This is a genomic window from Lysinibacillus sp. COL-1 (assembly GCF_059814265.1).
On the sequence record NZ_JCAWSJ010000004.1, the window covers coordinates 156078 to 181049 of the forward strand.

The 24972-nt window shown below is 34.5% G+C and carries 20 protein-coding genes and 1 pseudogene; 17 read left to right on the forward strand and 4 right to left on the reverse strand.

Annotated features, from left to right (window positions below; all coding sequences use genetic code 11):
- The first annotated feature begins 3 nt into the window (after positions 1-3).
- The 9 genes from AC6BKE_RS09195 (at position 4) to AC6BKE_RS09235 (ending at position 8707) form a co-directional block, all read left to right on the forward strand.
- Positions 4-1074: a phosphotransferase gene (locus AC6BKE_RS09195; RefSeq protein ID WP_499856622.1), complete on the forward strand. Its 1071-nt coding sequence runs from the start codon at positions 4-6 to the stop codon at positions 1072-1074.
- Complete coding sequence (locus tag AC6BKE_RS09200) at positions 1071-2285, forward strand: phenylacetate--CoA ligase family protein (RefSeq protein WP_499856623.1); 1215 nt, start codon at positions 1071-1073, stop codon at positions 2283-2285. The genes AC6BKE_RS09195 and AC6BKE_RS09200 overlap by 4 nt, the downstream gene beginning before the upstream one ends.
- A 2-nt stretch (positions 2286-2287) precedes the next feature.
- Positions 2288-2542, forward strand: a complete 255-nt coding sequence (locus AC6BKE_RS09205) for a phosphopantetheine-binding protein (protein ID WP_499856625.1) — start codon at positions 2288-2290, stop codon at positions 2540-2542.
- Positions 2543-2549: 7 nt separating this feature from the next.
- Positions 2550-3284, forward strand: coding sequence for an SDR family NAD(P)-dependent oxidoreductase (locus tag AC6BKE_RS09210; RefSeq protein WP_499856626.1), 735 nt, complete (start codon positions 2550-2552; stop codon positions 3282-3284).
- A 13-nt stretch (positions 3285-3297) separates the two neighbouring features.
- Positions 3298-4770, forward strand: coding sequence for a class I adenylate-forming enzyme family protein (locus tag AC6BKE_RS09215; protein ID WP_499856628.1), 1473 nt, complete (start codon positions 3298-3300; stop codon positions 4768-4770).
- A gap of 11 nt (positions 4771-4781) precedes the next feature.
- Positions 4782-5645: a phosphoenolpyruvate carboxykinase (ATP) gene (locus AC6BKE_RS09220; protein ID WP_499856629.1), complete on the forward strand. Its 864-nt coding sequence runs from the start codon at positions 4782-4784 to the stop codon at positions 5643-5645.
- A 20-nt stretch (positions 5646-5665) separates the two neighbouring features.
- Complete coding sequence (locus tag AC6BKE_RS09225) at positions 5666-6496, forward strand: class I SAM-dependent methyltransferase (RefSeq protein WP_499856631.1); 831 nt, start codon at positions 5666-5668, stop codon at positions 6494-6496.
- Positions 6497-6582: 86 nt separating this feature from the next.
- On the forward strand, positions 6583-7062 hold the full coding sequence (locus AC6BKE_RS09230; RefSeq protein ID WP_499856633.1) for an NUDIX hydrolase: 480 nt from the start codon (positions 6583-6585) through the stop codon (positions 7060-7062).
- A gap of 163 nt (positions 7063-7225) precedes the next feature.
- Positions 7226-8707 carry a carbamoyltransferase family protein gene (locus AC6BKE_RS09235; RefSeq protein WP_499856635.1) on the forward strand — a complete coding sequence of 494 codons (1482 nt, stop codon included), beginning with the start codon at positions 7226-7228 and terminating at the stop codon, positions 8705-8707.
- Positions 8708-9028: 321 nt separating this feature from the next.
- On the opposite strand, the pseudogene AC6BKE_RS09240 reads toward AC6BKE_RS09235, so the two are convergent.
- Both AC6BKE_RS09240 and AC6BKE_RS09245 read right to left on the reverse strand, forming a co-directional pair.
- Positions 9029-9280, reverse strand: a pseudogene (locus AC6BKE_RS09240) (histidine phosphatase family protein); the annotation flags it as partial.
- A 67-nt stretch (positions 9281-9347) separates the two neighbouring features.
- On the reverse strand, positions 9348-9650 hold the full coding sequence (locus AC6BKE_RS09245) for a tyrosine-type recombinase/integrase (protein WP_499858303.1): 303 nt from the start codon (positions 9648-9650) through the stop codon (positions 9348-9350).
- 1785 nt (positions 9651-11435) lie between these two features.
- Between AC6BKE_RS09245 and AC6BKE_RS09250 the strand changes: the two genes are divergently transcribed.
- Positions 11436-12728 carry a protoglobin domain-containing protein gene (locus AC6BKE_RS09250; protein WP_499856637.1) on the forward strand — a complete coding sequence of 431 codons (1293 nt, stop codon included), beginning with the start codon at positions 11436-11438 and terminating at the stop codon, positions 12726-12728.
- Between the two features lie 530 nt (positions 12729-13258).
- A complete protein-coding gene (locus AC6BKE_RS09255) occupies positions 13259-14221 on the forward strand; it encodes a 2-hydroxyacid dehydrogenase (protein WP_499856639.1) in 963 nt (320 codons plus the stop codon).
- A 316-nt stretch (positions 14222-14537) separates the two neighbouring features.
- Here AC6BKE_RS09255 and AC6BKE_RS09260 read toward each other — a convergent pair whose 3' ends face one another.
- Positions 14538-15338 (reverse strand): TIGR00266 family protein, encoded by an 801-nt coding sequence (locus AC6BKE_RS09260; protein WP_089933090.1) that lies wholly within the window; start codon positions 15336-15338, stop codon positions 14538-14540.
- 417 nt (positions 15339-15755) lie between these two features.
- Between AC6BKE_RS09260 and AC6BKE_RS09265 the strand changes: the two genes are divergently transcribed.
- From AC6BKE_RS09265 to AC6BKE_RS09280, 4 genes are all read left to right on the forward strand, one after another.
- Positions 15756-17234: an aldehyde dehydrogenase family protein gene (locus AC6BKE_RS09265; protein WP_036117723.1), complete on the forward strand. Its 1479-nt coding sequence runs from the start codon at positions 15756-15758 to the stop codon at positions 17232-17234.
- 26 nt (positions 17235-17260) lie between these two features.
- A complete protein-coding gene (locus tag AC6BKE_RS09270; RefSeq protein WP_036117720.1) occupies positions 17261-18433 on the forward strand; it encodes a saccharopine dehydrogenase family protein in 1173 nt (390 codons plus the stop codon).
- 9 nt (positions 18434-18442) lie between these two features.
- Positions 18443-19636, forward strand: coding sequence for an acyl-CoA dehydrogenase family protein (locus AC6BKE_RS09275; protein WP_340810251.1), 1194 nt, complete (start codon positions 18443-18445; stop codon positions 19634-19636).
- Between the two features lie 135 nt (positions 19637-19771).
- Complete coding sequence (locus AC6BKE_RS09280; protein WP_499856642.1) at positions 19772-21868, forward strand: beta-propeller domain-containing protein; 2097 nt, start codon at positions 19772-19774, stop codon at positions 21866-21868.
- Between the two features lie 70 nt (positions 21869-21938).
- Here the strand turns inward: AC6BKE_RS09280 and AC6BKE_RS09285 are convergent, their stop codons facing one another.
- Positions 21939-23351 carry a polysaccharide deacetylase family protein gene (locus tag AC6BKE_RS09285; RefSeq protein WP_036117713.1) on the reverse strand — a complete coding sequence of 471 codons (1413 nt, stop codon included), beginning with the start codon at positions 23349-23351 and terminating at the stop codon, positions 21939-21941.
- 336 nt (positions 23352-23687) lie between these two features.
- Here AC6BKE_RS09285 and AC6BKE_RS09290 point away from each other — a divergent pair, with 336 nt between their 5' ends.
- Together AC6BKE_RS09290 and AC6BKE_RS09295 are read left to right on the forward strand one after the other, a co-directional pair.
- Positions 23688-24440, forward strand: a complete 753-nt coding sequence (locus tag AC6BKE_RS09290) for a threonine/serine exporter family protein (RefSeq protein WP_036117711.1) — start codon at positions 23688-23690, stop codon at positions 24438-24440.
- Positions 24441-24461: 21 nt separating this feature from the next.
- A complete protein-coding gene (locus AC6BKE_RS09295) occupies positions 24462-24929 on the forward strand; it encodes a threonine/serine exporter family protein (protein ID WP_170829849.1) in 468 nt (155 codons plus the stop codon).
- Positions 24930-24972 lie beyond the last annotated feature (43 nt).

Sequence of the window (24972 nt, forward strand, 5' to 3'; positions counted from 1 at the left end):
ATAATGTTAAAACCATTAGACCATGAACTGGGTCTTATTTCGGATAGCGTATTAGAACGCATAGAAGATATGTATTCTTTTAATATTGAGAAGGTCTATCCATTTGCAAATATCAATAACTATCCTGTAGCACTAAATAAACGTTCAGAAACATCTAGGAAATTAATTGTAAAAGTTAAGAATCAATTATTCATTTTAAAAGAGATTCCATGGTATGTAGATAATTATAGTCAAATTGAAATGATATTAAAAAGCCAACAATATATATTTCAAAACTTGTGTATGGCTCCTAATATACTAAAAAATAAAAATGGAGAATTATATTCAGTAATATATAATAGAACATATTTTATACAAACTTACATCGTTGGCAATTCTTGGACATATAGTGAAAAACAATCTTTTGAAATGGGAAGGTCTTTAAAGAGGATACATAAGCTGAGAGTAGATAATACATTCGGTATAATTTCTAGTAATAAAGATTTGATTGCTAATTGTGAAGGAATATTAAATTTATTAACAAAAAAATATAAAGGTACAAGAAATTTGATGTTTGAAGATGAGAAAAAATTATTTTTAGAGATGATTTCAACTTCAAATTTAATTTTAAGAGAAAAAATAAGTAAACTAAAAAATATGAATTACGGGGCTGTTAAATCTCTGGTTCACGGAGATTACAATCCTAATAATATAACATTTAATGAAGATGACACGGTTAAAGGAGTTTACGACTTTGATAATATAACATTTGATGATCCACTTCATGACATAGCTGAGGGATTAATAGATGTTTCATTAATAAACTATAAAAATTTATCCTCAAGATTTTATTCAATTAGTTCTACTCCTTCCATTGAGAGATTTAGAGCATTCATAAATGGATATATGGGAAATGAACGTGACAAAAGAATCTATCAATTAATACCTAGTTGTATAACTTTAATAATAATTGAATTTATATGTTTGGGTGTATTACGTAATGATTGGTCTATACAACAAGGGTTATATTACTTAAAAAACTTGGTTGATTTAGAAAAAAATGTCGAACATTTATTAAAAGAGGATAATTTATGAATTGGTCAACAAAGAACATAGATAAGATAAGGGAGTTAGTTACTTTTGCCAAAGATAATTCCCCCTTTTATTCACAATGGTTGAAAAGTTTTGAAGTCGATACATTTAATAAAGAGTCGTTCCTAAATTTACCTATAATCAATAAAAAGGATATTTCTTCTAATGAGAGATATTTATTAACTAGTCCCTTTTCTAAAAATATTTATCTAGAAAATACAAGTGGCTCAACTGGAATTCCTCTTAAATGTTATAAGGGAACAGCAGAAAAAATAAAGAAAAGTAGAGATTTATGGCGATTTAGAAACAAAAACGGAATGATTAAGCCAAATGATTTATACGTGATGTTTTATGCATTTACAGAAGATGATTTTAAAACAGATAAAATATTATTGAAAGATAATGTAATATATCTTTCAATGTTTGATATGTCAACCGAAGTATTGAATGAATATTACGAAGTTTTAGTTAAGAATAAGCCAAAATGGATCTTAGGTGTTCCTTCGGCCCTCCAAATGTTATCAGAGCATATAATAAAAAATAATTTAAGTACTGAAAATTTATCAGTTCAATATATTGAATGTAATGGAGAGATGTTATTCGACTATCAAAAACAAGTTATTGAAAATGCTTTTGGACCTATAGTTTATAATCATTACGGATGTAGAGAATTTTGGTGTCTAGGTATGACATGTAGTGAAGGTAAATTACACATACTGGAGGAAGAATTTTTATACGAAGTCATTAATGTTAATGAAAATGGAATTGGTGAATTAGTAATAACAGATTTGTTTAATAAGACATGGCCTTTGATAAGATATAATCTTGGCGATCTAGTAAAAAAAGATTTAGGAGTATGTTGTTGTGATAATCCCAATAAGGTACTGAAACTCATGGGTGGAAGAACTCAAGAATATCTAAAAATTGGTGATTGGATAGGAAATCCAATACTTTTTCACTATGCAATAATTAAAGTTAATAAAGAATTTGGAAATATAATTTCTAGTTTTAGAGTTACTCAAAAAACAGCAATAGATTTGATTATGGAGCTTGTTATTGGTATTACTTCTGACTTCAGTTTTTTAGAAAATTTAGAAAGTGAAATATCCTCCAGATTACCAAGCGAAGCAAAACTCATGGTTAAAGTTGTTCAAAAAATCGAATTTACATCCAATAAATTTAAATATTTTATCCCATATAAGGAGGAAACATAACTATGACAATTATTGAAAAAAAGTTAATTGAAATTATTCAAAGTGAGGCTGCTAATAATAATATAATTTTACCTAAAATAATTTCACAAGAAAATAATATTATTGATGATCTTGGATTCGACTCTATTGCAGTACTTCAACTTTTATTACGTATAGAGGATGAATTTAATATTGAGATAGATGATGAGTACATTACCCCTGAATTATTTATAAGCTTAAAAAAACTTAGTAACTTTATTGAAGGCGTCTGCAATTAGAGAAGATATGAATATTTCCTTTTCAGAAAAAAATGTGATTCTCATAGGTGGTTCGGGTGATATAGGAAAACATTTATTGTGTAGATTTTTAGAAGAAGGTTTCAATGTAGGAACAACTTATAATAATACACCAATAGACTTGAAAGAAGCTTTACTTAATAGGTATAAGAATAATTTATATATAGAAAAAATGGACGTAACTGACCCGAAAAGTATCAAGAAAGGTTTAGGAAGGTTAATAAAGGCTTTAGGCGAGGTAAATTATTTTATATATAATGCTGGTATAACCGAAGATGCTTTATTAGGAATAATGAAACTTGATAATTGGAATAAGGTAATGGATGTAAATATAAATGGAGCATTTTTAACAACAAAAATTATTTCAAATTCCATGATAAAAAGAAAAAAAGGAAAGATAGTATTTATTGCTTCTTATAAAGGAATATCTGGTTCTTATGGTCAATCAAATTATGCTACTTCTAAAGCAGCATTAATTGGATTTTCAAAAAGCATATCTAGAGATCTGGGGAAGTTTGGAATAAGTGTGAATTCTGTATGTCCTGGTTTTATTGAAACTAATTTAAATAAAAAATATCCAATGAAAAAAGAGGAAGCTATCCAACAAAGTGTTATTTCAAGAATATCCTCATTAACTGAGTTAACGGATTTTATATTATTTTTAATATCTGATCATTTAATGAATGTTTCGGGTCAGAATTTCCGAATTGATAGTAGAATTTAATGAGGTGGAAAAATTGACAAAAATACAATGTTTTGGTGATTTACTTATTAAAAGTGCAAATTCTTTTCCCGATAAAATAGCATTAATAGAGAATGAAAAAAAGATTACATATAAAGATTTATTAACAAAAGTGGATCAATTACAAAAGTGGATTTGTTCATTAAATCTCAATGAAAATACAATTATAGCTATATTCTTACCTAATTCTATTGAGTATGTAACTGCATATTTTTCAATCTCAATGTCTGGTTTTACTATTTTACCAATATATTCAAAACTTACTAAGTCTGAAATTTCAAATATATTAGAATTTTCAGGGGTTGAAATAGTTATTACTAGTAAGCAAGGTGCTAAAAAAATTCCTGACGATTATAAAGTATTCTTAACGGAGGAATATAACGAGTTAGCTCTTAGTTCTGAAGTAATTTTAAATAATAAAAAATCGTTAAATGAAGTAGCTTTGCTACTCCAAACATCAGGTACTACCTCCAAACCCAAACTTGTATCACACTCTTTTACGTCAATAGTATCTAATATGAAAAAACACATCGAATCTTTAAATCTTACAGAAGAAGATAAGGTTTTAATAACACTACCTATGCCCTTTGGATATTGTAATACTTCACAATTTTTAACACATATTTATCTTGGAGGAACACTGGTTTTAACTGATCAGTTTATTCATCCGAAGAAATTATTAAATACTATTTCTAAAAATAGAATAACAGTATTCACAGCTGTACCAACAATACTAAATACATTTGAATTAATAGATAATGAATTGATAAATAGATATGATTTATCTCCTCTAAGAATGATATGTTTTGGCGGAGGTCAAGTTTCAAAGAATAGTATTTTAAAAGTAAAAAGTTTATTCACAAACATAGTCTTAGTACAAACTTATGGTCAAACTGAAGCTGGTCCTAGGATAACTAGTAAAATATTATCTGATGATTATCAAGTAACTAATGTTGGAAAACCACTTAGAGATATTGAAGTTTTGATTAAAAATGAAAATAACGACGAATTGCCAACAAATTCAACTGGAGATGTTTGGATCAAAAGTGATTGTGTTATGCTTGGTTATTTTAAAAATCAAAGTGAAACAAGAAAAGTAATTTTTAATAATCAATTGTATACGGGCGACTATGGATATTTGGATGAAAATCAAGATTTACATATTTTGGGAAGGAAAGGAAATATGTTCAAAGTTGGCGGTCTTCAAGTAATTCCTGAAGAGATTGAAGATTTTATTAGGGAAAATTTTGAAATTTATAATGTTATTGTGAAAGGTGAACCACATAAAATTTTAGGAAATATTCCGGTTGCGTATGTAGTTAACACGACAAACCTAAATTCTAGTGATTTAAAAAATGAAATTTTAAATAAATGTATGAATAGATTTTCAAGGCACAAAGTGCCGAAAGAAATAATTATCACTAATAGTATTCCTGCCACAATTAATGGAAAACTTAAAAGAGGTTAGGAGGGATGAATTTGTTTACATATCAGTTTGGACCTTTAATTGTTAAGGTCACATTTAATGAAAAATTGAAATTTTTAGAGGATAAAGTTAAGGAGTATTACTCCCATGCTCTGATAAGAAATGGAGACAATTTTGATCACCACAGCCATATCGAATTATGGGAGTTTGATAGTTATGCTCCTTCTCAGGACGACAATATAGTATGGGTCGAAAATATGGTAGACGTTGAATCAAAAAGAAATATAAAGATCAATGTAAAATGGAATCAAGAATTAAATACTATAGTGAATGTTTATGAAGGTAAAGATGATAGTTTCGAAAAGGATCAAAAGAAATATTGGGAATTTGCACAACGTATTTCTATATATCCTTCTTTAATTAACAAAAATATCTTCATGCTTCATTGTGCAGCGATAATTATTGATGAAAAAGTTCATATTTTTTTAGGTCCTAGTGGTTCAGGGAAATCTACTTTAGCAAATAAGGCCATAAAATCAGGATATAAGGTTTTGACAGATGATACAGCAATTTTAAGTTTTGAAGAAAATAGTTTGATGGCTTTTTCAGCTCCCTATAAGTCTAAATCTGGTTTAGTGGGAGATAAGGGCGTATATGAAGTTAGTAAATTTTATTTACTAGAGAAAGATTTAGAAGAAAAGATCGAAATTATAGAAAAAAATGAATTTCTAAGATCTTTACAAGAGAGAATCTACGAAGCAGGATATCTATCACATGTGTTTTCATACAAGTCAAAAAACCCTGGTCTAACAGTTAGCACGGAATTATTAAAAAATGCTTTTCTAATATCTAAAAAGTATCAGGCGTATAAATTTAAATCACGGTTAGAATCAGATATTAAATTAATACTAAATTAAAACACTGAGGAGAATTTTATATGAATAAAACTATTGATGAAACAATTAACTATTTTAAACATAAGGCTGATAAATATGATCTTGTAGAAAATCAAGAGTATTGGAGCCTATCTGACAGAATACTGTGGGACTTAATGACAGAAACTTTAGACACGCTTCCTGAAGACTTTATATTTCTTGATGCAGGAGGTGGTACTGGTAGATGGACAATAAAAGTTTTACAAAACTATCCAAAATCAAAAGGCTTTATTTATGATATTTCAAAAGACATGCTTGATGAAGCGCGTGCTAAACAAACTCGTTTTAATCTTAGTAATCGTTTAGAAATTATTCAAGGAGATTTACATGATCTAAGTGAAATATCAGATGGAACAATAGATATCGCATTTAATTTTCATAATGTACTAGGGTTTGTTGAATTTCCTAATACGGTATTAGAGAAAATTACTTCAAAGCTAAAAAATAACGGACATCTAATTTCTTTCATTCCAAATAAATACCATGCGATATATTTTAATGTGTCGTTAGGGCAAATCGGGAGAGCTTATGAATCTGCTGAAGGAAAAGGTAGATTTACTGAAGATATGCCTAGTATGCATTTATTTACACCAGAATCTATTACTAAAATATATTCTGAGAACAATTTGGAAAAGGAACGGATTCTAGGTTTTCCTATTTTTATATATCCTAGTTATTTAGAAACTCAATTAGAGGGAAATACAGAACGACTTTTAGATATTCTAAAAACAGAGAATAACTTTGATAGTATATATCAATTGGAAAAAAGGTTTCTAAAAGAGGAACTTGCTGCTAGAGGTAATAATATTTATATTGTCGGAACTAAAAAATAGATTAACAGATAATGCTTTTCTATAACGTGAGATTCTTATTTGGTAGTTTCTTATTAATAAGTTAATAAAGTAGGGAGAGTTATAAAATGTACGTTAATGTTAGAGCGATTATAGAACGACAAACAGATAACGGGGTTGAGATACTTATACAACAAAGAATAAAACCAAATGAGATTGGTATACCTTATGAATTACCAGGAGGCCGATTAGAAGAGTTCGAATCTTTCCTTTCAGGGCTTAAAAGAGAGGTTAAAGAAGAAACAGGATTAGACATAATATCAATATCAGGGGCTGAAACAAAAATTGAAACTAAAGAAATTAATACAAATGTTGAAGTTTTGCAGCCCTTTGCAGTATATCAAACATTAAAGGGACCGGTAGATTCCATGGGAATTTATTTTCGTTGTAGGGCCGAAGGGAATTTACTACAAGAAGGTGATGAAACAAAGAATATAAAGTGGATTTCTATTCAAGAATTAGAGAATGCAATTCGAAAAAATCTTATTGATGTTAGCTGGGTTGATAAATCTGGAATATTGTATTATTTAGATTGGATTAAAGAATAGGCTTAAATTAGATTAGCGAATTTAGGAGGGGATTAAGATAAATATCTTAGCATTAGGAGGATCGAATCATGATTATTCTGCATGCCTATTATCTGACGGTAAAATTTTATATGCTATTGAAGACGAAAGATTATCAAGGATTAAACATTCCTATAAAATGGGAATGAAGGCCTATAAATGTAAAGCTGGCGAATATTGTTTAAAAGCCGCTAATCTAAAATTAGAGGATATCGATTTAATAATTGGGAATGATTTTTTACACCCTTTTTATTTTACTAAATATAAAAATGATATTGTTCTTATTAATCACCACCTTGCACACGCTAGTAGTGCTTTTTTTCCTTCTAATTTTAAAGAGTCAGCTATTTTAGTTGCGGATGGTTGTGGTTCAAAAGATGAATTAGGGCAACATGAAACTATTACATATTATTACGGGATAGATAATAGTATTAAAGAGTTGAAAAAAAATTATGGTTTTAGTTCAAAGCCTACCACATTATTAGTAGAGAATTCTCTGGGGGCATTTTATAGTGAAGTCACTAGAGAGTTAGGATTTGGTATTAGAAATGAAGGGAAAACTATGGGGCTAGCACCTTATGGGAATGATGTTTTGGTTAAAGATTTTTATCAATTCTATAGAGTTGATAATGATGGTAACTTTTTTCAGACAACAGATCAATTAATGGACATGAAATTGTTTATAAAAAATATACTTTCTAATAAATATAAGGAAGAGAAATTTAATATTATGGCAAATATTGCTTTTGCAATTCAGTTTCATTTAGAAGAAATTATGATTAAATTAGCTAATTATTTGTACAGTAGATATCCTAGTAAAAACCTTTGTCTAGCTGGAGGTATATTTTTAAATAGCGTAATGAATAATAAAATTTTAGAAAGTACGCCCTTTGAAAAAATCTTTATACAACCAGCTGCAGGAGATGCAGGTACAGCTATCGGAAGTGCATTATATGCATATCATGTTCTTCAAAAGAGTCCTAGAAGCGATTATTCTCCTTTTTCTCCTTATTTAGGTAAAAAGTATGAGGAAAGTGAAATTTTAGAGTGCTTAATTAATTTTAAAGATAAAATTGAATATGAAAAAATAGATAACTTATACGAGACTGTTGCCCAGTTATTAGTTAAAAAAAATATTATAGGTTGGTTTCAAGGTAGTTCTGAAATAGGACCACGATCTCTGGGTAATAGAAGTATATTAGCAGATCCTCGGGATAAAGACATGAAAGATATTATAAATGAAAGAATTAAGCATAGAGAGCATTTTAGACCATTTGCGCCTATTGTGTTAATGGATTATCAAAAGGAGTATTTTTCAACAAGTCACCCATCATACTATATGCTTTTAGTATCTTATATATATGAAGAAAGTCAAAAAAAAATACCAGCAGTTAGTCATGTAGATGGTACAGGTAGAATTCAAACAGTTAATAAAGAATTTAATGAAAAATTATACCATTTATTAAAGGAATTTCATAAAATTACAAACGTACCTGTTTTACTAAATACCTCTTTTAATGATAATGGAGAACCTATTGTTGAATCTCCTAGTGATGCACTTAATTGTTTTTTAAATATAGATTTAGATTATTTAATAATTGAAGATTATTTAATAAAGAAATTATAGTCTTTCAAGTAACAAATAGAATTACTATTATTGCTATAATTATTAATGTCCGTCTAAAATATTTAGATGGGCATTAAATTTCTAGTAACCTTAAATTGAATTCCATACTCATAAATAATTAATATATAATTCATCATATCGAATTAAAAATACATCCGGACTAGTGATATTTCTCCCATCTTCAAATGAGAATTGTGGCTTAAGACTTTTTAAAAATAAAGAGATAATATTTCCATGACTAATTATAATGGTAGCTTCTATATCAGAAGTGAGTATTTCCATAATAACCTGGTGAATTCGTTTATAGGCTTCTCTACTTGATTAACCACCTTTAAACTTCAAATCCATATGTTTGAAAGTCATTTTTAATTTTTCCATCCAATCTGGAATTTCAAGTGTAGTTAAGATCCGTTCGGATAGCCGCCTGTCTACTTGGACATCTAGTTTTTTTATTTTTGCTAATGGCTCAATTGTTGGAATGGCTCGTGTAAAGGGACTTGAGATAATTTGATGTATACTTTTATCTTGAAAATATGTTATTAAGTTTTTAGTTTGAATAATCCCTTTACTTGTTGGTTCGGTGTCAGAAAAATGAGCTTAACGTTGTAAATCCGCAGTATCCCATTAGCTAAAAGTAACATTAGATATAAAACTCAAATTGCTCTACTTCCCATGCATGAATGGCATGCTGATCCGTCTCCAAAACTTTCTCCATATAAATGATTGTCGTTTCAATCTTCTCATGTCCAAGTGATTTCATAATTTTATAAATATCGGCACCATACACATGTGAGAGGATAGCAAATGCATGCAGGAATATATGAGGCGTGATAACTCTTTCACTTTCAATTTTTGAAAATTCCCGCTTAAATACTTGATCTAAATAACTAGGAGAATACGCAGTACCGGTTTTAGTTGTGAAGAGGAGGACTCTTGCTAGCAGTCTCTATAGGAGACTACCCTCTAATTTCTCGAAATTTCTTTATGCTTGCTCTTGCTACAACTTTGTCTTTTAAGGGGATTCTTCGCCATTTTCCGCCTTTTCCTAAGACATCAAGGTAATAACCGCCTTTAATCGTTTCTTTTCATATATGCTCCACGTTTAACTTACATAACTCTTCATTACGCATACCAGTAGTAACTAACAAATGGATCAAAGCAAACATTATAGGATTATTGTCTTCTTCGAAATATCGTAGGATATCTAACACTTCAGATGGCCCCATATCACGGTTAAGGCGATCATTACTAGTCACGCTAATCGATTTAAAACCTTCGTGCAAGCGTTCATGGATGTATTTACTCTCATACAACTGTTTGAAAAAACTTTTTAAAATGGTTGTTTTCCTCTCAAGTGTTGCTATGGAATAACCCATCGCTTCTTGTGCCTGTAGCTCTTTTCTTTTTCTTCACGTAAGGACTATTAGTAGCAAGCCTCTCCTGTTATCTATGAATGTGCCGAGGTTGCAATAATTTAAACAAAGAATTCTCTTTCATCCATGATATGTCTACGCCAATTTCCTCACTGTATCGTAAGAGATAATTAAGAAACTGCTCAATTTCTGCTTTGTATTTTAACGTAGACCGAGTGCTGCGGCCGCGATTACTGAATAACTGTTTCGAATGGTAAAGGTACCACAATACCATGTCTCGATCAGTAAACTGCTCAAAACGTGGCATATTCTTTGCTTCAGACTGTTCTGTTAAATTGAGTAAATACTGTATATGTTGCTGATCAAAATTTAAGTTAAAGGTATTAGTGCCTGGAAGGTTGCTTTCTGTGTTTTTAATTTCCACGTTAGAGCTCCTAATAAGATAAAGTTTAGCTTTGATGTCTCCTATGTAAGACATTAGAGTCTAAACTTTTTATTTTTGTAAAAAGTTCTAATTTTAGTCTCCCAATCTGAGGTTTCACATATTCAAATCAAAATTGTTGAACATTTTAAAAGATAAATATCACGAAGAACATCCGAATATTAATTTTATTGTTCAAAAAGCGCCTTGTGGTTGTGCTGTATCTGAGAGGTTTTATAATGAAACGATAAACTATTTAAAGAGAATTTTTAACTCTGAATCAAAGATATTGTGCAGCAAAGGTACAACTTCGGAATAAAGGAGTAGAGTCAAAATGAATATTGAAACGCGGGGATAGTGTGAAATTTGGAGAAAGATGGTGTAAGGAACATGGAAGGGAAGACCTTATAAATCAGCAGCCGAAAAGTAGTGGACTGAATAGAGTGGATGTAAAAATAAATGGAAGATTATCTAACCGTCCTTCATATAGAGAACTTGAGTCTCTACTATTTGCTATTAATGACTATGTTGGTATAAAAGAGCAGATGACTAGCTGAATTAATTTAGTGTGCCAAACTCTTAAAATACTTAGATTAACGGAAAACATTCGACAAACTCCTTCTTTTGTATAAAGACTTTCCTCTACCTAATGGGGAACATATCATGATAAGAAGCAGTGCTTTTTTTACGTTAAATTTATTACTCCAACCATAATTTTTTTGAAAAATGAGTAAAATAGTTATAAAGACTTATTGAATAGTACAAATGTATAGAGGATTATAATGATAATAGCTATCATTTACCTCTTTATTATTCATTTGTTTATTTTGAGATTATAATTGATACATAGAATGTCCAAATATTTGTTGTTATTTAATAGCATTTAGGATAATAGACTTAGTTCGGTATATGATTATAATATGAGGTGGAGAAAATGTTTCAAATTGTAAATAGATCTAAGAAAAATACAATTGAAATTAGTGATGAAGCAGCTGTCGGTATTTTTATAGAAGAGCCAGAACGTTTATTTCAGTTAAATCTTGTAGGATTAAGTGTAAACGACCTTCAATTGATTAAAAGCTTAAAGCCTTATGTGGAAAGAAACGTTGTTGAGGTGGTTGGTGCATTTTATCATGCTATTGAAAGCGTGCCCTCTTTACAGGCTGTGATACAAAAGCATAGTTCTAGCGAGCGCTTACGGCAAACATTACGCCATCATATTATTGAAATGTTTGAGGGGCGTATAGATGAAGCTTTTTTAGAGAAGCGAAGCCGTGTGGCAAAGATGCATGTGAAGATTAATCTCTATCCTAAATGGTATTTAGCAGCCTTTTACATTCTTGAAAAATCACTACGTAAAATTATTTATGAGCTTCGACTATCTAAAGACGAGGAAGAGAAATTTTGTGATGCTGTTAGTAAAATATGTAATTTCGAGCAGCAAATTGTTTTGGAAGAATACGATAACTATGCCAGCATATTAATAGAGAAACAACGCAATAGCGTTAGGGAGCATGTAAAGGATGTCATAGGCGGCATTTCAACACAGTTGGAGGTTCAATCTCAAAATACGACTGAAACAGTAACACAACTTGTTTATAGTGCACAGCATGTCAATGATTCTTTGACAGATAGTATGCAAGAGGCACAATCTATGCAAAAGGTGTCTAGTGAAGGTTATACTAAAATTGTATCTATCAATGAGCAAACTGGAAAAATTCATCATAAAACAGTTGAGATGGCTAATATGGTGGAGCAGTTAGATGCCTCTTCTTCCAAAATTAATGCAGTTGTAGAAATTGTGAAAAGCATCTCAGGGCAAACCAATTTACTTGCGCTGAACTCTGCAATTGAAGCAGCACGTGCTGGCGAACATGGTAAGGGCTTCGCAGTCGTTGCAAATGAAGTAGGTAAGCTTGCTGATCAAACGAAAAGCTCAGTCGAACAAATAGCTGAACTAATTATGATGTCGAATGGTATTACAACACAGGTGGTACAAGCCATTCAGGATATACAGCAACTCGTGAATAGTAGTATTGAACGTAATGCCGAGTCGCTAAAAGCATTTGATGCGATTTCTGGTTCTGTGGAAGATTCTATCTCTAATTTTCAAAATGTTGGTAGTCAAATAGCTGAATTAGTAAAGATTATTGAAACTATTGGTGAATCTTCTGGAGAATTAGAGAAAGTGGCCAATCGCTTAAATACAACAATTAAAGAATTTTAATAGAAAAAAGGTGATGTCAACGGCAGAAACAGCCATTTTGAAAGGCGAGGGGTTGATATCCGTTCCGCCAGCGTCCTTTCTGGGGGGCGTCCGATGATCCGTTTTACTCCAATCAACCATGTGCAAAAGTGTCTTTTCCTTCTCTTTCATACGAGCCGTAGTGAACAAAATAGTCCATTATTTGTACGATTTGAGAATGGATAGCCCGCGGAGAAGTGATGAGTGACAACACCTCTCCAAAGAGTAGTGAATACCTTCACTTTAAATCTAAAAAGAATTGTGCTTATAGCCGTCCAAATTTAAAAAAATCGACTTTGTCTACAGTCTGAAACTATGCATACAATCTATGCATAGTTTTTTTCGTGCTGTGGATTAGGATAGAATGATGTATTACACGGATAAACTAAAAATGAGGCTGATGAATTAGCTAATAACTATCAGTTATGGAAGGATACAGACTAGAAAATGCTTGTTTTAAGTGTTACGCTATAGGCGAATTAGGGAAATGAGTAGAGGGGTGTTTTTGGAGCATGAAAAAGAAATTATTTATAACACGTAAATTTCCTACACATATTGTTGAACCATTACAGGAGTTTTATGAAATCTCGCAGTGGGAAGAAGAAGACCTGGTTATTCCACGAGACAAATTGCTAGCAGCTGTCGCTGACTGTGAGGTGCTATGGGTAACGATAGCCGATCAAGTAGATGAAGAGTTACTTTCACATGCACCCAATTTGAAATTAGTTACCAATTTAGCAGTTGGCTATAATAATATTGATGTGAAAGCTTTACGGAAACAAGGCATTATGGCGACAAATACACCAGGTGTCTTAACCAATACGACTGCGGATTTAGTATTTGGCTTACTGCTTGCAACTGCACGTAGAATTCCAGAAAGTGAAAGATATTTACGTGAAGGCAAATGGAACAGCTGGTATCCAATGCAACTGGTTGGTAAGGATGTATCAGGAGCAACAATAGGAATTATTGGCATGGGGCGAATTGGCCAAGCTGTTGCTAGAAGAGCAAAAGGTTTTGATATGAAAATCTTATATAATAATCGCAGACGTCGGCATGAAGCGGAAGAAATGTATGGCTTCCAGTATGTTTCATTGGAAGACCTTTTAAAGCAATCTGATTTTGTTGTGATTATGACACCTTATAATACTGATACGGAAGGACTCATTGGGGCACAGGAACTAGCTTTGATGAAGGAAGATGCCGTATTAATTAATGCTTCCCGTGGTGGAATCATTGATGAGGCTGCCCTGTATGATGTTTTGAAAAATGGTAAGCTGTGGGCTGCCGGGCTAGATGTGTTTGAACAAGAACCGATTGCGATGGACCATCCTTTATTAACTCTTCCAAATGTTGTAGCTCTGCCACATATCGGTAGCGCGTCATTAGAAACGAGAACAGCCATGCTGATGTTAAATGTGAAAGCATTGACTGCTTATGGACAAGGCAAGGCAATCTCCAATCGAATTGATTAAAAAAGAGGAGCATATCATCTGCTGATATGCTACACATGTTGTTGAAAAAAGACGATGGCAATAGCAGAAAAAACTTTTTGGCAAGGTGAGGGATTGATTTCCGTTCCGCCAGCGTCCTTTCCAGGGGGCGTCCGATGAGCCACTTCACTCACTAAGTTTGCTCTAAATTGTTCTTTCAAAAAGTCGAATAATTTCTTAATAACAAAACATGACAAATAGAAAAACCGAACTATTCCGAAACACTTTATAAGTGTTTCATTGGATAGTTCGGTATTTTTGTTGGTTGAAACATTTTTTGTTCCAGCCTTATGTTTTCTTATTTATTGAATAAATCGAATATGCCACCGATGCCGCCTTCACCTTTAGATTGACCGCCCCCGCCTTGCGAAATAGGTGCTGCTGCAAAGACACGACTTGCTAAACGGCTAAATGGTAATGATTGTACCCACACAGTCCCTGGGCCGCGTAGTGTAGCAAAGAAGATCCCTTCTCCACCAAATAGTGCAGTTTTTACGCCTCCAACCATCTCGATATTGTAATCTACATTTGATGTCATCGCCACCAAACATCCTGTATCTACACGTAGCACTTCTCCCGGCTGTAACGTTTTTTCGTGAATCGCTCCACCTGCATGTACAAATGCCATACCGTCTCCCTCAAGCTTTTGCATAATAAAGCCTTCACCGCCAAAGAAGCCTACACCGATTTTTTTCTGAAACTCAACGCCAACAGAAACACCTTTAGCTGCTGCTAAGAATGCATCCTTTTGACAAATGATTTTACCGTTCAATTGGCTTAAATCCATTGGAATAATCTTACCTGGGTATGGTGAAGCGAAATAAACATGCTTTTTACCTGCACCAACATTTGTGAATGTCGTCATGAATAAACTTTCACCAGTAATTAGTCGTTTTCCAGCACCAAATAATTTCCCCATTAGACCACTTTGTGAGCTACCTCGTGAGCCATCACCAAAAATAGTTTCCATATGGATCGAGTCATCCATCATCATTAAAGCTCCTGCTTCTGCAACAACTGTTTCTTGAGGATCAAGCTCAACTTGCACATATTGCATGTCGTCACCAAATAACTTGTAGTCAATTTCATGATTATTCATAAAGGGATTCCTCCAAAAGTAAATTTAATGATATTGTATACGATTATAAATCACATTAGTTTCAATAGGAAATTAAATATTTTAGAAAAAAAGGGAATTAGCTAGAAAATGTCGAATATAAAAAACTAGAATGTGTATTATTTATTTTCATATAACGAAGGGTATTGTGAATATACATAACCTTAAGTGGCTTCTAAATTTAGAAGTCATCCTCTATATGGAGGTAATGACGTTAGATGAAAATAAAGCCTCTGGTAGTTGTCACCGATTATTAGGTAAATGCTAGTATGACCAGGTATATTGCATCTAGAAAATTCGGAATATTGACATATTTCATTCTGTTACAGACGCTGTACCAATGGAATACAACTGGTACAACAGCCGAGGCATCATAGAGTATTTCAGGGGGTGTATGTAGTGGAGATTAAAAACTATATTGGCGGTAAATGGGTCACACATTCACATTTACAAAGTATAGCAGTGACGAACCCTGCAAATGGTGAGCAGCTTGCTACCATACCACGTTCTACTTCAAATGAGGTAGATGAGGCTGTAGCTGCTGCCAAACAAGCACAAAAGAGCTGGGCACTTGTACCAGCGCCAAAGCGTGCAGACTATTTATATGCCATCGGTCTCAAAATGAAAGAGAAGAAAGAATATTTGGCGACCGTTTTAACAAAAGAGATGGGCAAGGTAATTGAAGAGGCTAGGGGAGAAGTGCAAGAAGGAATTGATATGGCTTATTATATGGCTGGTGAGGGTCGAAGATTGTTTGGCGAAACAACACCATCGGAGCTTGCCAATAAATTTGCCATGAGTGTAAGGGCACCGATTGGTGTTGTGGCACTCATTACGCCTTGGAATTTCCCCGTTGCCATTGCAACGTGGAAGTCATTTCCTGCCATTGTTGCGGGGAATACATTTATTTGGAAACCATCGAATGAGACACCGATGATGGCCTATGAAATGGGTAAAATTTTTGAAGAAGTGGGCTTACCAGATGGAGTCGCTAATATTGTGTTTGGTACAGGGCCTACAGTAGGGACAGCGTTAATTGAACACCCTGATGTCAAGGTTATTTCCTTTACTGGTTCTACGACAACGGGTAGTAAAGTAGCCGAGCTTGGCGGTAAGCACTTGAAAAAGATTTCTTTAGAAATGGGTGGAAAAAATGCTGTCATTGTCATGAATGACGCCGATTTACAGCTAGCTACAGAAGGGATTTTATGGAGTGCATTTGGTACTGCTGGACAAAGGTGTACAGCATGTAGCCGAGTCATTGTGCATAAAGATGTAAAAGAACAATTAGAAAAGCGTCTCTTAGATGAAATGCAAAAGCTAACAATTGGCGATGGTCTAGAAAAGGACGTTAAAATCGGGCCAGTGATTAATAAAGCCGCATTGGAAAAGATTAATCACTATGTGCAAATAGGCAAACAAGAGGGAGCCACATTATTAGCAGGGGGCAGAATATTAAATGAACCACCTTACGATAAAGGGTTCTATTATGAGCCAACTCTGTTTACAAATGTGAAGCCTGACATGATTATTGCCCAAGAAGAAATCTTTGGCCCAGTCGTTTCTATCATTGAAGTAGCAAGCTTGGAAGAAGCAATTGAAGTAAATAATGGTGTGAAGTTTGGCTTATCTAGCTCCATTTTCTCACAAGATGTAAATACAATTTTCCGCGCACAACGTGATTTGGACACAGGTATTGTTTATGTAAATGCAGGCACAACAGGTGCTGAAATCCATTTGCCATTTGGTGGCACAAAAGGGACTGGTAATGGACACCGTGATTCAGGTGTAGCGGCCCTAGATGTTTACACAGAATGGAAGAGTATTTATGTAGACTACAGCGGTAAATTACAAAGAGCACAAATCGATACAGAGTAACAGATCAACGAAAGGGGATGTTCTTGATGAAAGTTGTTGTATTAGGTGCAGGTTTAATGGGTAAAGAGGTAGCTCGTGATTTAATAAAAAATGATAAAGTGGAGAGTGTGTTTTTAGGGGATATCGATGTAAAAGTAGCACAGGATTTTGTAGATACGCTAGACTCTAATAAAGTGGAGGTTGTGGAGCTTCATGCAGAGCGTGATGATTCATTAATGGACGTTATGTCTAAGGGTGACGTTGTCGTCAATGCGCTATTTTATTCGTTCAATGAGCGAGTAGCGAGAGCAGCGATTGAGGCAGGCGTACATTCCGTAGATTTAGGCGGTCATATTGGTGGTGTGACAGAGAAGATATTAGATCTTCATGAGGAAGCAAAAGCAAAAGGTGTCACAATCATTCCGGACTTAGGTGTTGCGCCAGGTATGATTAATATTCTTGCTGGCTATGGTGCATCGAAATTAGATGATGTCGATTCTATTAAACTATTTGTAGGTGGTATTCCAACTGATCCAAAGCCTCCACTTCATTATACACGTGTGTTTTCTTTAGATGGCGTATTCGATCATTATACAGAGCCTTCCAAAACGATTCAGAAGGGCAAGCTTGAAGAAGTTCCATCCCTGTCTGGCGTTGAACCTATTTATTTTGATGACTTCGGTGTGCTAGAGGCATTTTATACATCTGGTGGCATTTCCACATTGTATAAGACATTCCCCAATGTCCGCACATTAGAATATAAAACGATCCGCTATAAAGGTCACGCAGAGAAATTTAAGCTTTTAGCTGACTTAGGATTCCTTGATTCCACTAATAAGGTAGAAGTTGATAATCAAGAAGTACCTGTTCGTGCCGTTGTACGAGAGGCGCTTAAAAAGAAGCTTGAACTGGGCACAAAACCAGATGCTGTACTGTTACGTGTCATTGTAGCTGGTGAAAAAGCACAACAGCAGGTAACGTATGAATATGAAATGGTTGTACGTAAGGATATGACAATTAATGAAACAGCCATGGCTCGTGCTACTGCTAATACCATTTCTGTTGTAGCGCAGATGATAGGAGCGGGTGCTATTACAGAGCATGGTGTATTTCCACCTGAAGCAATAGTTCCTGGTGATACGTATATCGAAGAGATGGCTAAACGTGGCGTGGTGATTAAAGAGACATCACATAAGTCTGCTATGATCGTGAAATGGTAGGTGCTAACCATGAATTTTGAAATGTCCACTGAACAGGAAATGCTACGAAAAACGGTAAGACAGTTTGTTGATGAAGAAATCATTCCCTACATTGCAAAGTGGGATGCTGATGGAGGCTTTGATGCTAAAATTTGGTCAAGGCTTGCTGAGTTAGGCTTAATGGGTGTTTGTGTTCCTGAACAATACGGTGGTAGTGGTATGGATTATAATGCTCTTGCCATCGTATGTGAGGAACTTGAACGGGGAGATACAGCATTTCGCACAGCTGTATCTGTCCACACGGGCTTAAATAGCATGACCTTAATGCAGTGGGGTACTGAAGAGCAAAAGCAGCGCTACCTTGTTCCGCAGGCTAAAGGTGTTCGTATTGGAGCATTTGGTCTTACAGAACCAGGCGCTGGGTCTGATGTAGCTGCCATGTCAACAACAGCTGTCCGTGATGGCGATCATTATACCCTCAATGGGCAGAAAACATGGATTTCCTTATGTGATATCGCAGATCATTTTCTCGTTTTTGCCTATACAGACAAATCGAAGAAACATCATGGGATTAGTGCGTTCATTGTAGAACGTTCGATGGCTGGCTTTACGTCAAAAGCGATTAAAGGAAAGTATGGTATTCGTGCTGGTAATACAGGTGAGCTCTTTTTTGAAGATTTACGTGTGCCAGTTGAAAACCGACTTGGTGAAGAGGGTGAAGGCTTCAAAATTGCCATGTCTGCGCTTGATAATGGTCGATTTACAGTAGCGGCAGGTGCCGTTGGTTTAATCCAAGCTTGTATAGAGGCTAGTGTGAAATATTGTCATGAACGAGAGACATTTGGTAAGCCTATTGGAGAGCACCAGCTTGTTGGACAAATGATTGCTAATATGGAAGCCGGCTATCAAATGAGTCGTCTTCTTGTCTATCGCGTAGGTGAACTGAAAAATAAAGGTGTTCGAAATACTCGCGAGACATCCTTAGCAAAGTGGCAAGCGTGTGACTTTGCCAATAAGGCTGCTGATGATGCAGTACAGATTCATGGTGCATATGGCTATTCAGATGAATATCCAGTTGCCCGTTATTTACGAAACTCAAAAGCACCTGTTATTTATGAAGGAACCCGTGAAATTCATACCATTATGCAGGCTGATTATGTATTAGGAAGACGTCGAGATAAGTCTTTATCAAACATGTTGCCGAAATGGCCGTTTGAAGAATAAACGAGGGGGGAGGGAGTATTCCCCCCTTGTTTTTTTGTGAAGTCATAACCTACATTAAAAAATTCAGAAAAATGTAACTTTCCGATTTTTTATTAGTCTAATGGATAAACAAGTAAATGAAAGAGAGGAAAAATGATGAAAAACAAATGGTTGGTAATTATGTTGATACTTGTTGTAGCTATCGTGCCTGGCGTTTTCACATGGATGGTGAATACGGATGTGACTGCAAAGGCCGCTAGCACCAGCATGGCTACACAAAGCTGGCAAGCATCTTTTTCAGTAGCTTTAAAGAAAAACAAGATTACAGAGGACTATGTCTTTATTACAACGGCAAAAGGCCAAAAAGTGCCTGCAACAATTGAATTATTAGAAGATCAAAAAACAATAGTGGTCAAGAAGTTAGCACCAGGGAATTATCAATTACATGTGAAAAAGGAAGCCTTCGCACAAGGGGGGCTGAATGTCTCTTCACAGACGATTTCATTTACTATTATTGAAACGTTAACAGCCGTCAAATCTGAAAAAGAGCTCCAGCAATATTTTAAAAAGCTGTTAACGACTCAAAGAGTTGGATGGGGAGAGGAAGAGAAAGCTGAAAGTGCAGCAAGTGAAGATAAAGCCACTGCTAATAACGAGTCTACAACCAATAACCAAGTAGACGGTGTAGAAGAGGGTGATATTGTTGTCGTAAAAGACGGCTTTATTTACAGTGTAAAGGATCAGAGTATTACGGTTGTCAATGCTAAAGATCCTAAGCATTTGAAGTTAGCGACAAGCATTACACTAAAAGAGTCACAATATATTTCTAAGCTTGCATTATATGACAATCTATTAATTGCCATTGGGGATGAATATATTGAAAAGGCTGGTACAGCCATGGTAACAGCCTCATTTTATGATATTTCGAATCCAGGCAATCCAAAGCATGTACGTCATGTTGGGCAAGAAGGCTTTTTACAGGATATTCGTATTACGAAGGACACATTATATATAATTGGTAATATGTATCCGAATTATTGGATGCTGCAAGAAGACAAAAAAGCCGAATTAAAGCCTAAAACATTTGATAGTGTAGCAGGATCAGCGTACACAAGCCTACCTTTAGAAAAAATCTCTATATTACCTAATACAATGGATGGTACCTATAGTTTAATTACAGCTGTCGATTTAAAAAATGGAGCTAAGACAACAGCCAATACAAAAGGGTATTTAGGTGGAAGTAGTGGTCTTTATATGTCAGAAAATGCCCTATATTTAACGACACCAATTTATGAAAATAATCAGGCTGCTCCATCCAATAAACGAGTTATGGATATGATTTGGCTACCTAGGTCAGCAGACACTCAGATTTTTAAGTGGAATGTAGATGGAACGACTTTAAATTTTGCTGGAAGTACAGAAGTAAAGGGAACTGTCTTAAATCAGTATTCAATGGACGAATACAAAGGTAATTTCCGAATCTTTACAACCGAGGGCAATACGTGGGATGAGAAAAGTACTTCCTATAATCACCTCTTTATTTTAGATGAACATTTAAAACCACTTGGTTCGGTAAAGGATATGGCGCCTGGAGAAAAAATATATTCTGCTCGTTTTATGGGAGAAAAAGCATATGTAGTGACATTTAAACAAGTAGATCCACTATTTGTCATTGATGTAGCAAATCCAAAAAAGCCAGCAGTATTAGGGGAATTGAAGATTCCAGGCTTCAGTAATTACTTACATCCAATAGATGAAACACATTTAATGGGCATTGGTTATGATACAGAGCAACGCTATGATGCTTATACGAAACGTAATTTTACGGTGACAACCAATATGAAGATGTCACTATTTGATGTGTCAGACTTCAGTAACCCAAAAGAACAATCGACAGTAAAAATCGGTGGGAAAGGCTCTTACTCTGATGTGCAATATAATCCGAAAGCGCTATTCCGCAATAAGGAATTCAATTATTTTGGCTTCCCAGTAGTACTGTATGATGCAGGTAAGGGTGATGAGATTGTGTACCAAGGTCATGGTGCTCAAATTTATGAAATTACTGCTGATAAAGGGATTGTTTTAAAAGGAAATATAATCAATCGTAATACTAATGAGCCATATGAGAATTGGGAGCAGGTTGTACAACGAGTAGTCTATATAGATGATGCTCTTTATACAATAGCGCGTAACGAGGTAAAGAGCTATCAGCTAAATGACTTCAAGCCTTTAGATACATTAACAATAAAATAATAAGAAAAGTCCAATGAATTCGTTTAAAAATTCATTGGACTTTTTCATTGAATATATGAAAAGGTTCATACTATTGACGATATGGTAGTATTTCTGATACCGTTACGAATTCATAACCTTGCTCCTGTAAATAGGCAAGGACAGCATCAAGTCCATCCGCAGTAGATTGATGTATATCGTGCATTAGGACAATGGCATTATTGTGCAAATTATTTTTTACATGTGGCAATAATTGCTGTGCATTGCGATGCTTCCAATCCAATGTATCAATCGACCATAGCACTACAGGTATAGGGATCTCGGCATTAATCGTGTCATTAGTTGCACCATAAGGTGGTCTGAAAACTGTAGCACCATGATTAATTGCCTTTTCTATTTCATTGGCTGTAGTATTGTACTCTTTCATCACTTGCTCTTGTGTAAGCTTTGTTAAGACAGGGTGGTTCCACGAATGATTGCCAATTTCATGGCCCCGCGCCAATACATCTCTTGCAATATCAGGATAATATTGTACTCGACTACCGAGCATAAAGAAGGTTGCTTTTGCGTGATACTTATCGAGAATGTTTAAAATTTGTTCTGTCACTTTTGGATGTGGACCATCATCAAATGTTAATGCAATACGTTTCTTATTCGGATCACCTGTAGGCGGTGGATTTGTTGGTTTTACATTTTCCATAGCAATTTGAAACTCAGAGGCTAACAATGGGTTAATAAGTGAAAGGGGTAGTTTCACTATTGGGGCACCTGCTGCTCCGCTAGCAATCTCATATTCATTGAAATAGAATTGTAATGAATCGTCGACAATAGCAAAGCGATTGAAGTTAGACCATTTTGGCTCTGTAGCTTTCAGTAATTCATCAGTGAAAAGCTCATCCTTTATTTGAAGGTTTTTCTGCAAATCCTTTCGTACATTGGCAGCTAACGTTGATAAGTTGTTCTCGTCATTTTGTAGAAGGGTTTGAATTGTAATTTGCTCGCCTGTTTCGTTATTAATGAAGAATGTTTTCGTTGAGACTTCATGATTAGCTCCACCAAGGTACTCCATTTTTGTTAGAACAAAGGAATAATAATGCTCTCGGTATGGAAATGTTTCAAGACTAATATTTAATTCACCCATAGCTTCTTTATCTTTATTTTTTTTCATAGATGCTAGATAGTTTTCTTTTGAATCCGATATGTATTGTAATACGGCGTCATTAAAAACTTTGTTATCTGTTTGTGGGTAATGTATAGCAAATGGTGTTCGTTTATCATTAGAAACGTCTGTAACAATACGTATGCCTGGAAACGCAGAACTTTCAGTCGATAAATTACTATTGACCGATTCTGTCTTAGATTCTTCTTTTGAAGCACTAATCTTTTGAAACTTAAATTCATCCTTTGATAGGATAATAACTAGTATAACTGTTGTTAAGGTTACAATAAGGCCCAGTAATAAAAAATCAATTATTGGACCGCGTTTTTTTCTGCGTTCCTGCATGGTGTTGGATACGCTCCCCTCTTTTTTATTCTCTATACAATCAGACGTGTTAATCATTAAAAAAGTTATACAAATTACGGATCTTTTAATGTTAATTTATAGTAATTATTTTAAATCGGCTATCCTTCTATAGGGTATCAATCGAATGTTGTTGTACTTCTTTTAAAGTGGTTGTAAAATACCTACTAAAATAGAAAAAACATGCTCAATAATTGTTAATTCATGAAAATTAAATTGAAAGAAAGCTAACTGTTTATGCTGAAATTTTCAGTTGAGTTTTTATTGGCAGTTCGATAATATTGGCAAGGAACCTTTTGAAGGAGGCAGATAGCTGTAATGGTCTTACAAGAAGCGGATAATGAACTTACGATTGACTGTTTGTTGCTTGCAGGGCGTATTATGATTGAAAGTGGAGCAGAAACATATCGTGTGGAGGATACGATGCTGCGGATGGCACATACTCAAAATATGCCAGATGCTCAATGTTATGCCACACCAACTGGAATCATTTTTTCGTTAGGCAAGACACAGCCGACGCGAATTACATCAATTTCCAGTAGGGTTACAGATTTACAAAAAATAGCCTTGGTAAATTCAGTATCTCGGAGACTCACATCTCACATCATAACATTAGAAGAAGCTTATGACGAGTTAAAGTCGATACAAAAAACAAATTATTTTTTACCAACTTATTTACAAGTTTTGTCAGCCGCACTTGCAAGTGGGTGTTTCCTGATTATGTTTAAGGGAGGATGGTCGGATTTTCCGGTAGCTTGTATAGCGGGTGGGATGGGTTTTCTAGTACTTGTGATGATCAACCATTTAACAAGGGTGAAGTTTTTCTCTGAATTTACGGCATCACTTGTTCTCGGCTTTGTGGCCTTCTTAGCAGTAAAGTATGGTTATGGAACTGAACTTGATAAAATTATTATTAGTTCTGTCATGCCACTTGTACCAGGTATTTTGATTACCAATGCTGTTCGTGATTTAATGGCGGGTCATTTTATGTCAGGGATGGCAAAGGGAGCAGAGGCCTTTTTAACAGCCTTTGCAATCGGTGCAGCAATTGCCGTCACGCTAGGATTTTAGGAGGCGGACAATATGCAGATGATGGACATTCTTATACAATTAATTGTTAGTTTTTTTGCGACAGCTGGGATCGCCATTCTTTTTAATGTTCCTAGAAAAACATTACTTCATTGTGGTCTTGTTGGAGTAATTGGCTGGATTATCTATTACGTTTTAACAGAGCAAGGAATGGATGTCGTCAAAGCTTCTTTCTTTGGCTCGTTTGTCATTGCCATAGTTGCCCATTTGTATGCGCGACGTTTTAAAATACCAATGATTATTTTTATCGTTGGTGGAATTATTCCGTTGGTGCCAGGAGGGATGGCATATAATGCCATGCGAAATGTTGTAGAGGACGATTACTTACAAGGCTTACAGTATGGCCTAAAGGCATTTTTAATTACAGGTGCAATTGTGATCGGTCTAGTCTTTGCGGAAGTAATTATTCAACTTATTTTCCGTTCAGTCCGTTCAAGTAAAGTAAAATTACAAAAGGTCTATAAAAAATAGAAGGAGGCTGCGTTTAGCTTAACGCAGCCTCCTTAATTACTTA

What these genes read in the sequence shown, in the direction of transcription:
- AC6BKE_RS09195 (WP_499856622.1), top strand. Translation starts at nt 4, where the DNA reads ATGTTAAAACCATTAGACCATGAACTGGGTCTTATTTCGGATAGCGTA.
- AC6BKE_RS09200 (WP_499856623.1), top strand. Translation starts at nt 1,071, where the DNA reads ATGAATTGGTCAACAAAGAACATAGATAAGATAAGGGAGTTAGTTACT.
- AC6BKE_RS09205 (WP_499856625.1), top strand. Translation starts at nt 2,288, where the DNA reads ATGACAATTATTGAAAAAAAGTTAATTGAAATTATTCAAAGTGAGGCT.
- AC6BKE_RS09210 (WP_499856626.1), top strand. Translation starts at nt 2,550, where the DNA reads ATGAATATTTCCTTTTCAGAAAAAAATGTGATTCTCATAGGTGGTTCG.
- AC6BKE_RS09225 (WP_499856631.1), top strand. Translation starts at nt 5,666, where the DNA reads ATGAATAAAACTATTGATGAAACAATTAACTATTTTAAACATAAGGCT.
- AC6BKE_RS09230 (WP_499856633.1), top strand. Translation starts at nt 6,583, where the DNA reads ATGTACGTTAATGTTAGAGCGATTATAGAACGACAAACAGATAACGGG.
- AC6BKE_RS09235 (WP_499856635.1), top strand. Translation starts at nt 7,226, where the DNA reads ATGAAGGCCTATAAATGTAAAGCTGGCGAATATTGTTTAAAAGCCGCT.
- AC6BKE_RS09250 (WP_499856637.1), top strand. Translation starts at nt 11,436, where the DNA reads ATGTTTCAAATTGTAAATAGATCTAAGAAAAATACAATTGAAATTAGT.
- AC6BKE_RS09255 (WP_499856639.1), top strand. Translation starts at nt 13,259, where the DNA reads ATGAAAAAGAAATTATTTATAACACGTAAATTTCCTACACATATTGTT.
- AC6BKE_RS09260 (WP_089933090.1), bottom strand. Translation starts at nt 15,338, where the DNA reads ATGAATAATCATGAAATTGACTACAAGTTATTTGGTGACGACATGCAA.
- AC6BKE_RS09270 (WP_036117720.1), top strand. Translation starts at nt 17,261, where the DNA reads ATGAAAGTTGTTGTATTAGGTGCAGGTTTAATGGGTAAAGAGGTAGCT.
- AC6BKE_RS09275 (WP_340810251.1), top strand. Translation starts at nt 18,443, where the DNA reads ATGAATTTTGAAATGTCCACTGAACAGGAAATGCTACGAAAAACGGTA.
- AC6BKE_RS09280 (WP_499856642.1), top strand. Translation starts at nt 19,772, where the DNA reads ATGAAAAACAAATGGTTGGTAATTATGTTGATACTTGTTGTAGCTATC.
- AC6BKE_RS09285 (WP_036117713.1), bottom strand. Translation starts at nt 23,351, where the DNA reads ATGCAGGAACGCAGAAAAAAACGCGGTCCAATAATTGATTTTTTATTA.
- AC6BKE_RS09290 (WP_036117711.1), top strand. Translation starts at nt 23,688, where the DNA reads ATGGTCTTACAAGAAGCGGATAATGAACTTACGATTGACTGTTTGTTG.
- AC6BKE_RS09295 (WP_170829849.1), top strand. Translation starts at nt 24,462, where the DNA reads ATGGACATTCTTATACAATTAATTGTTAGTTTTTTTGCGACAGCTGGG.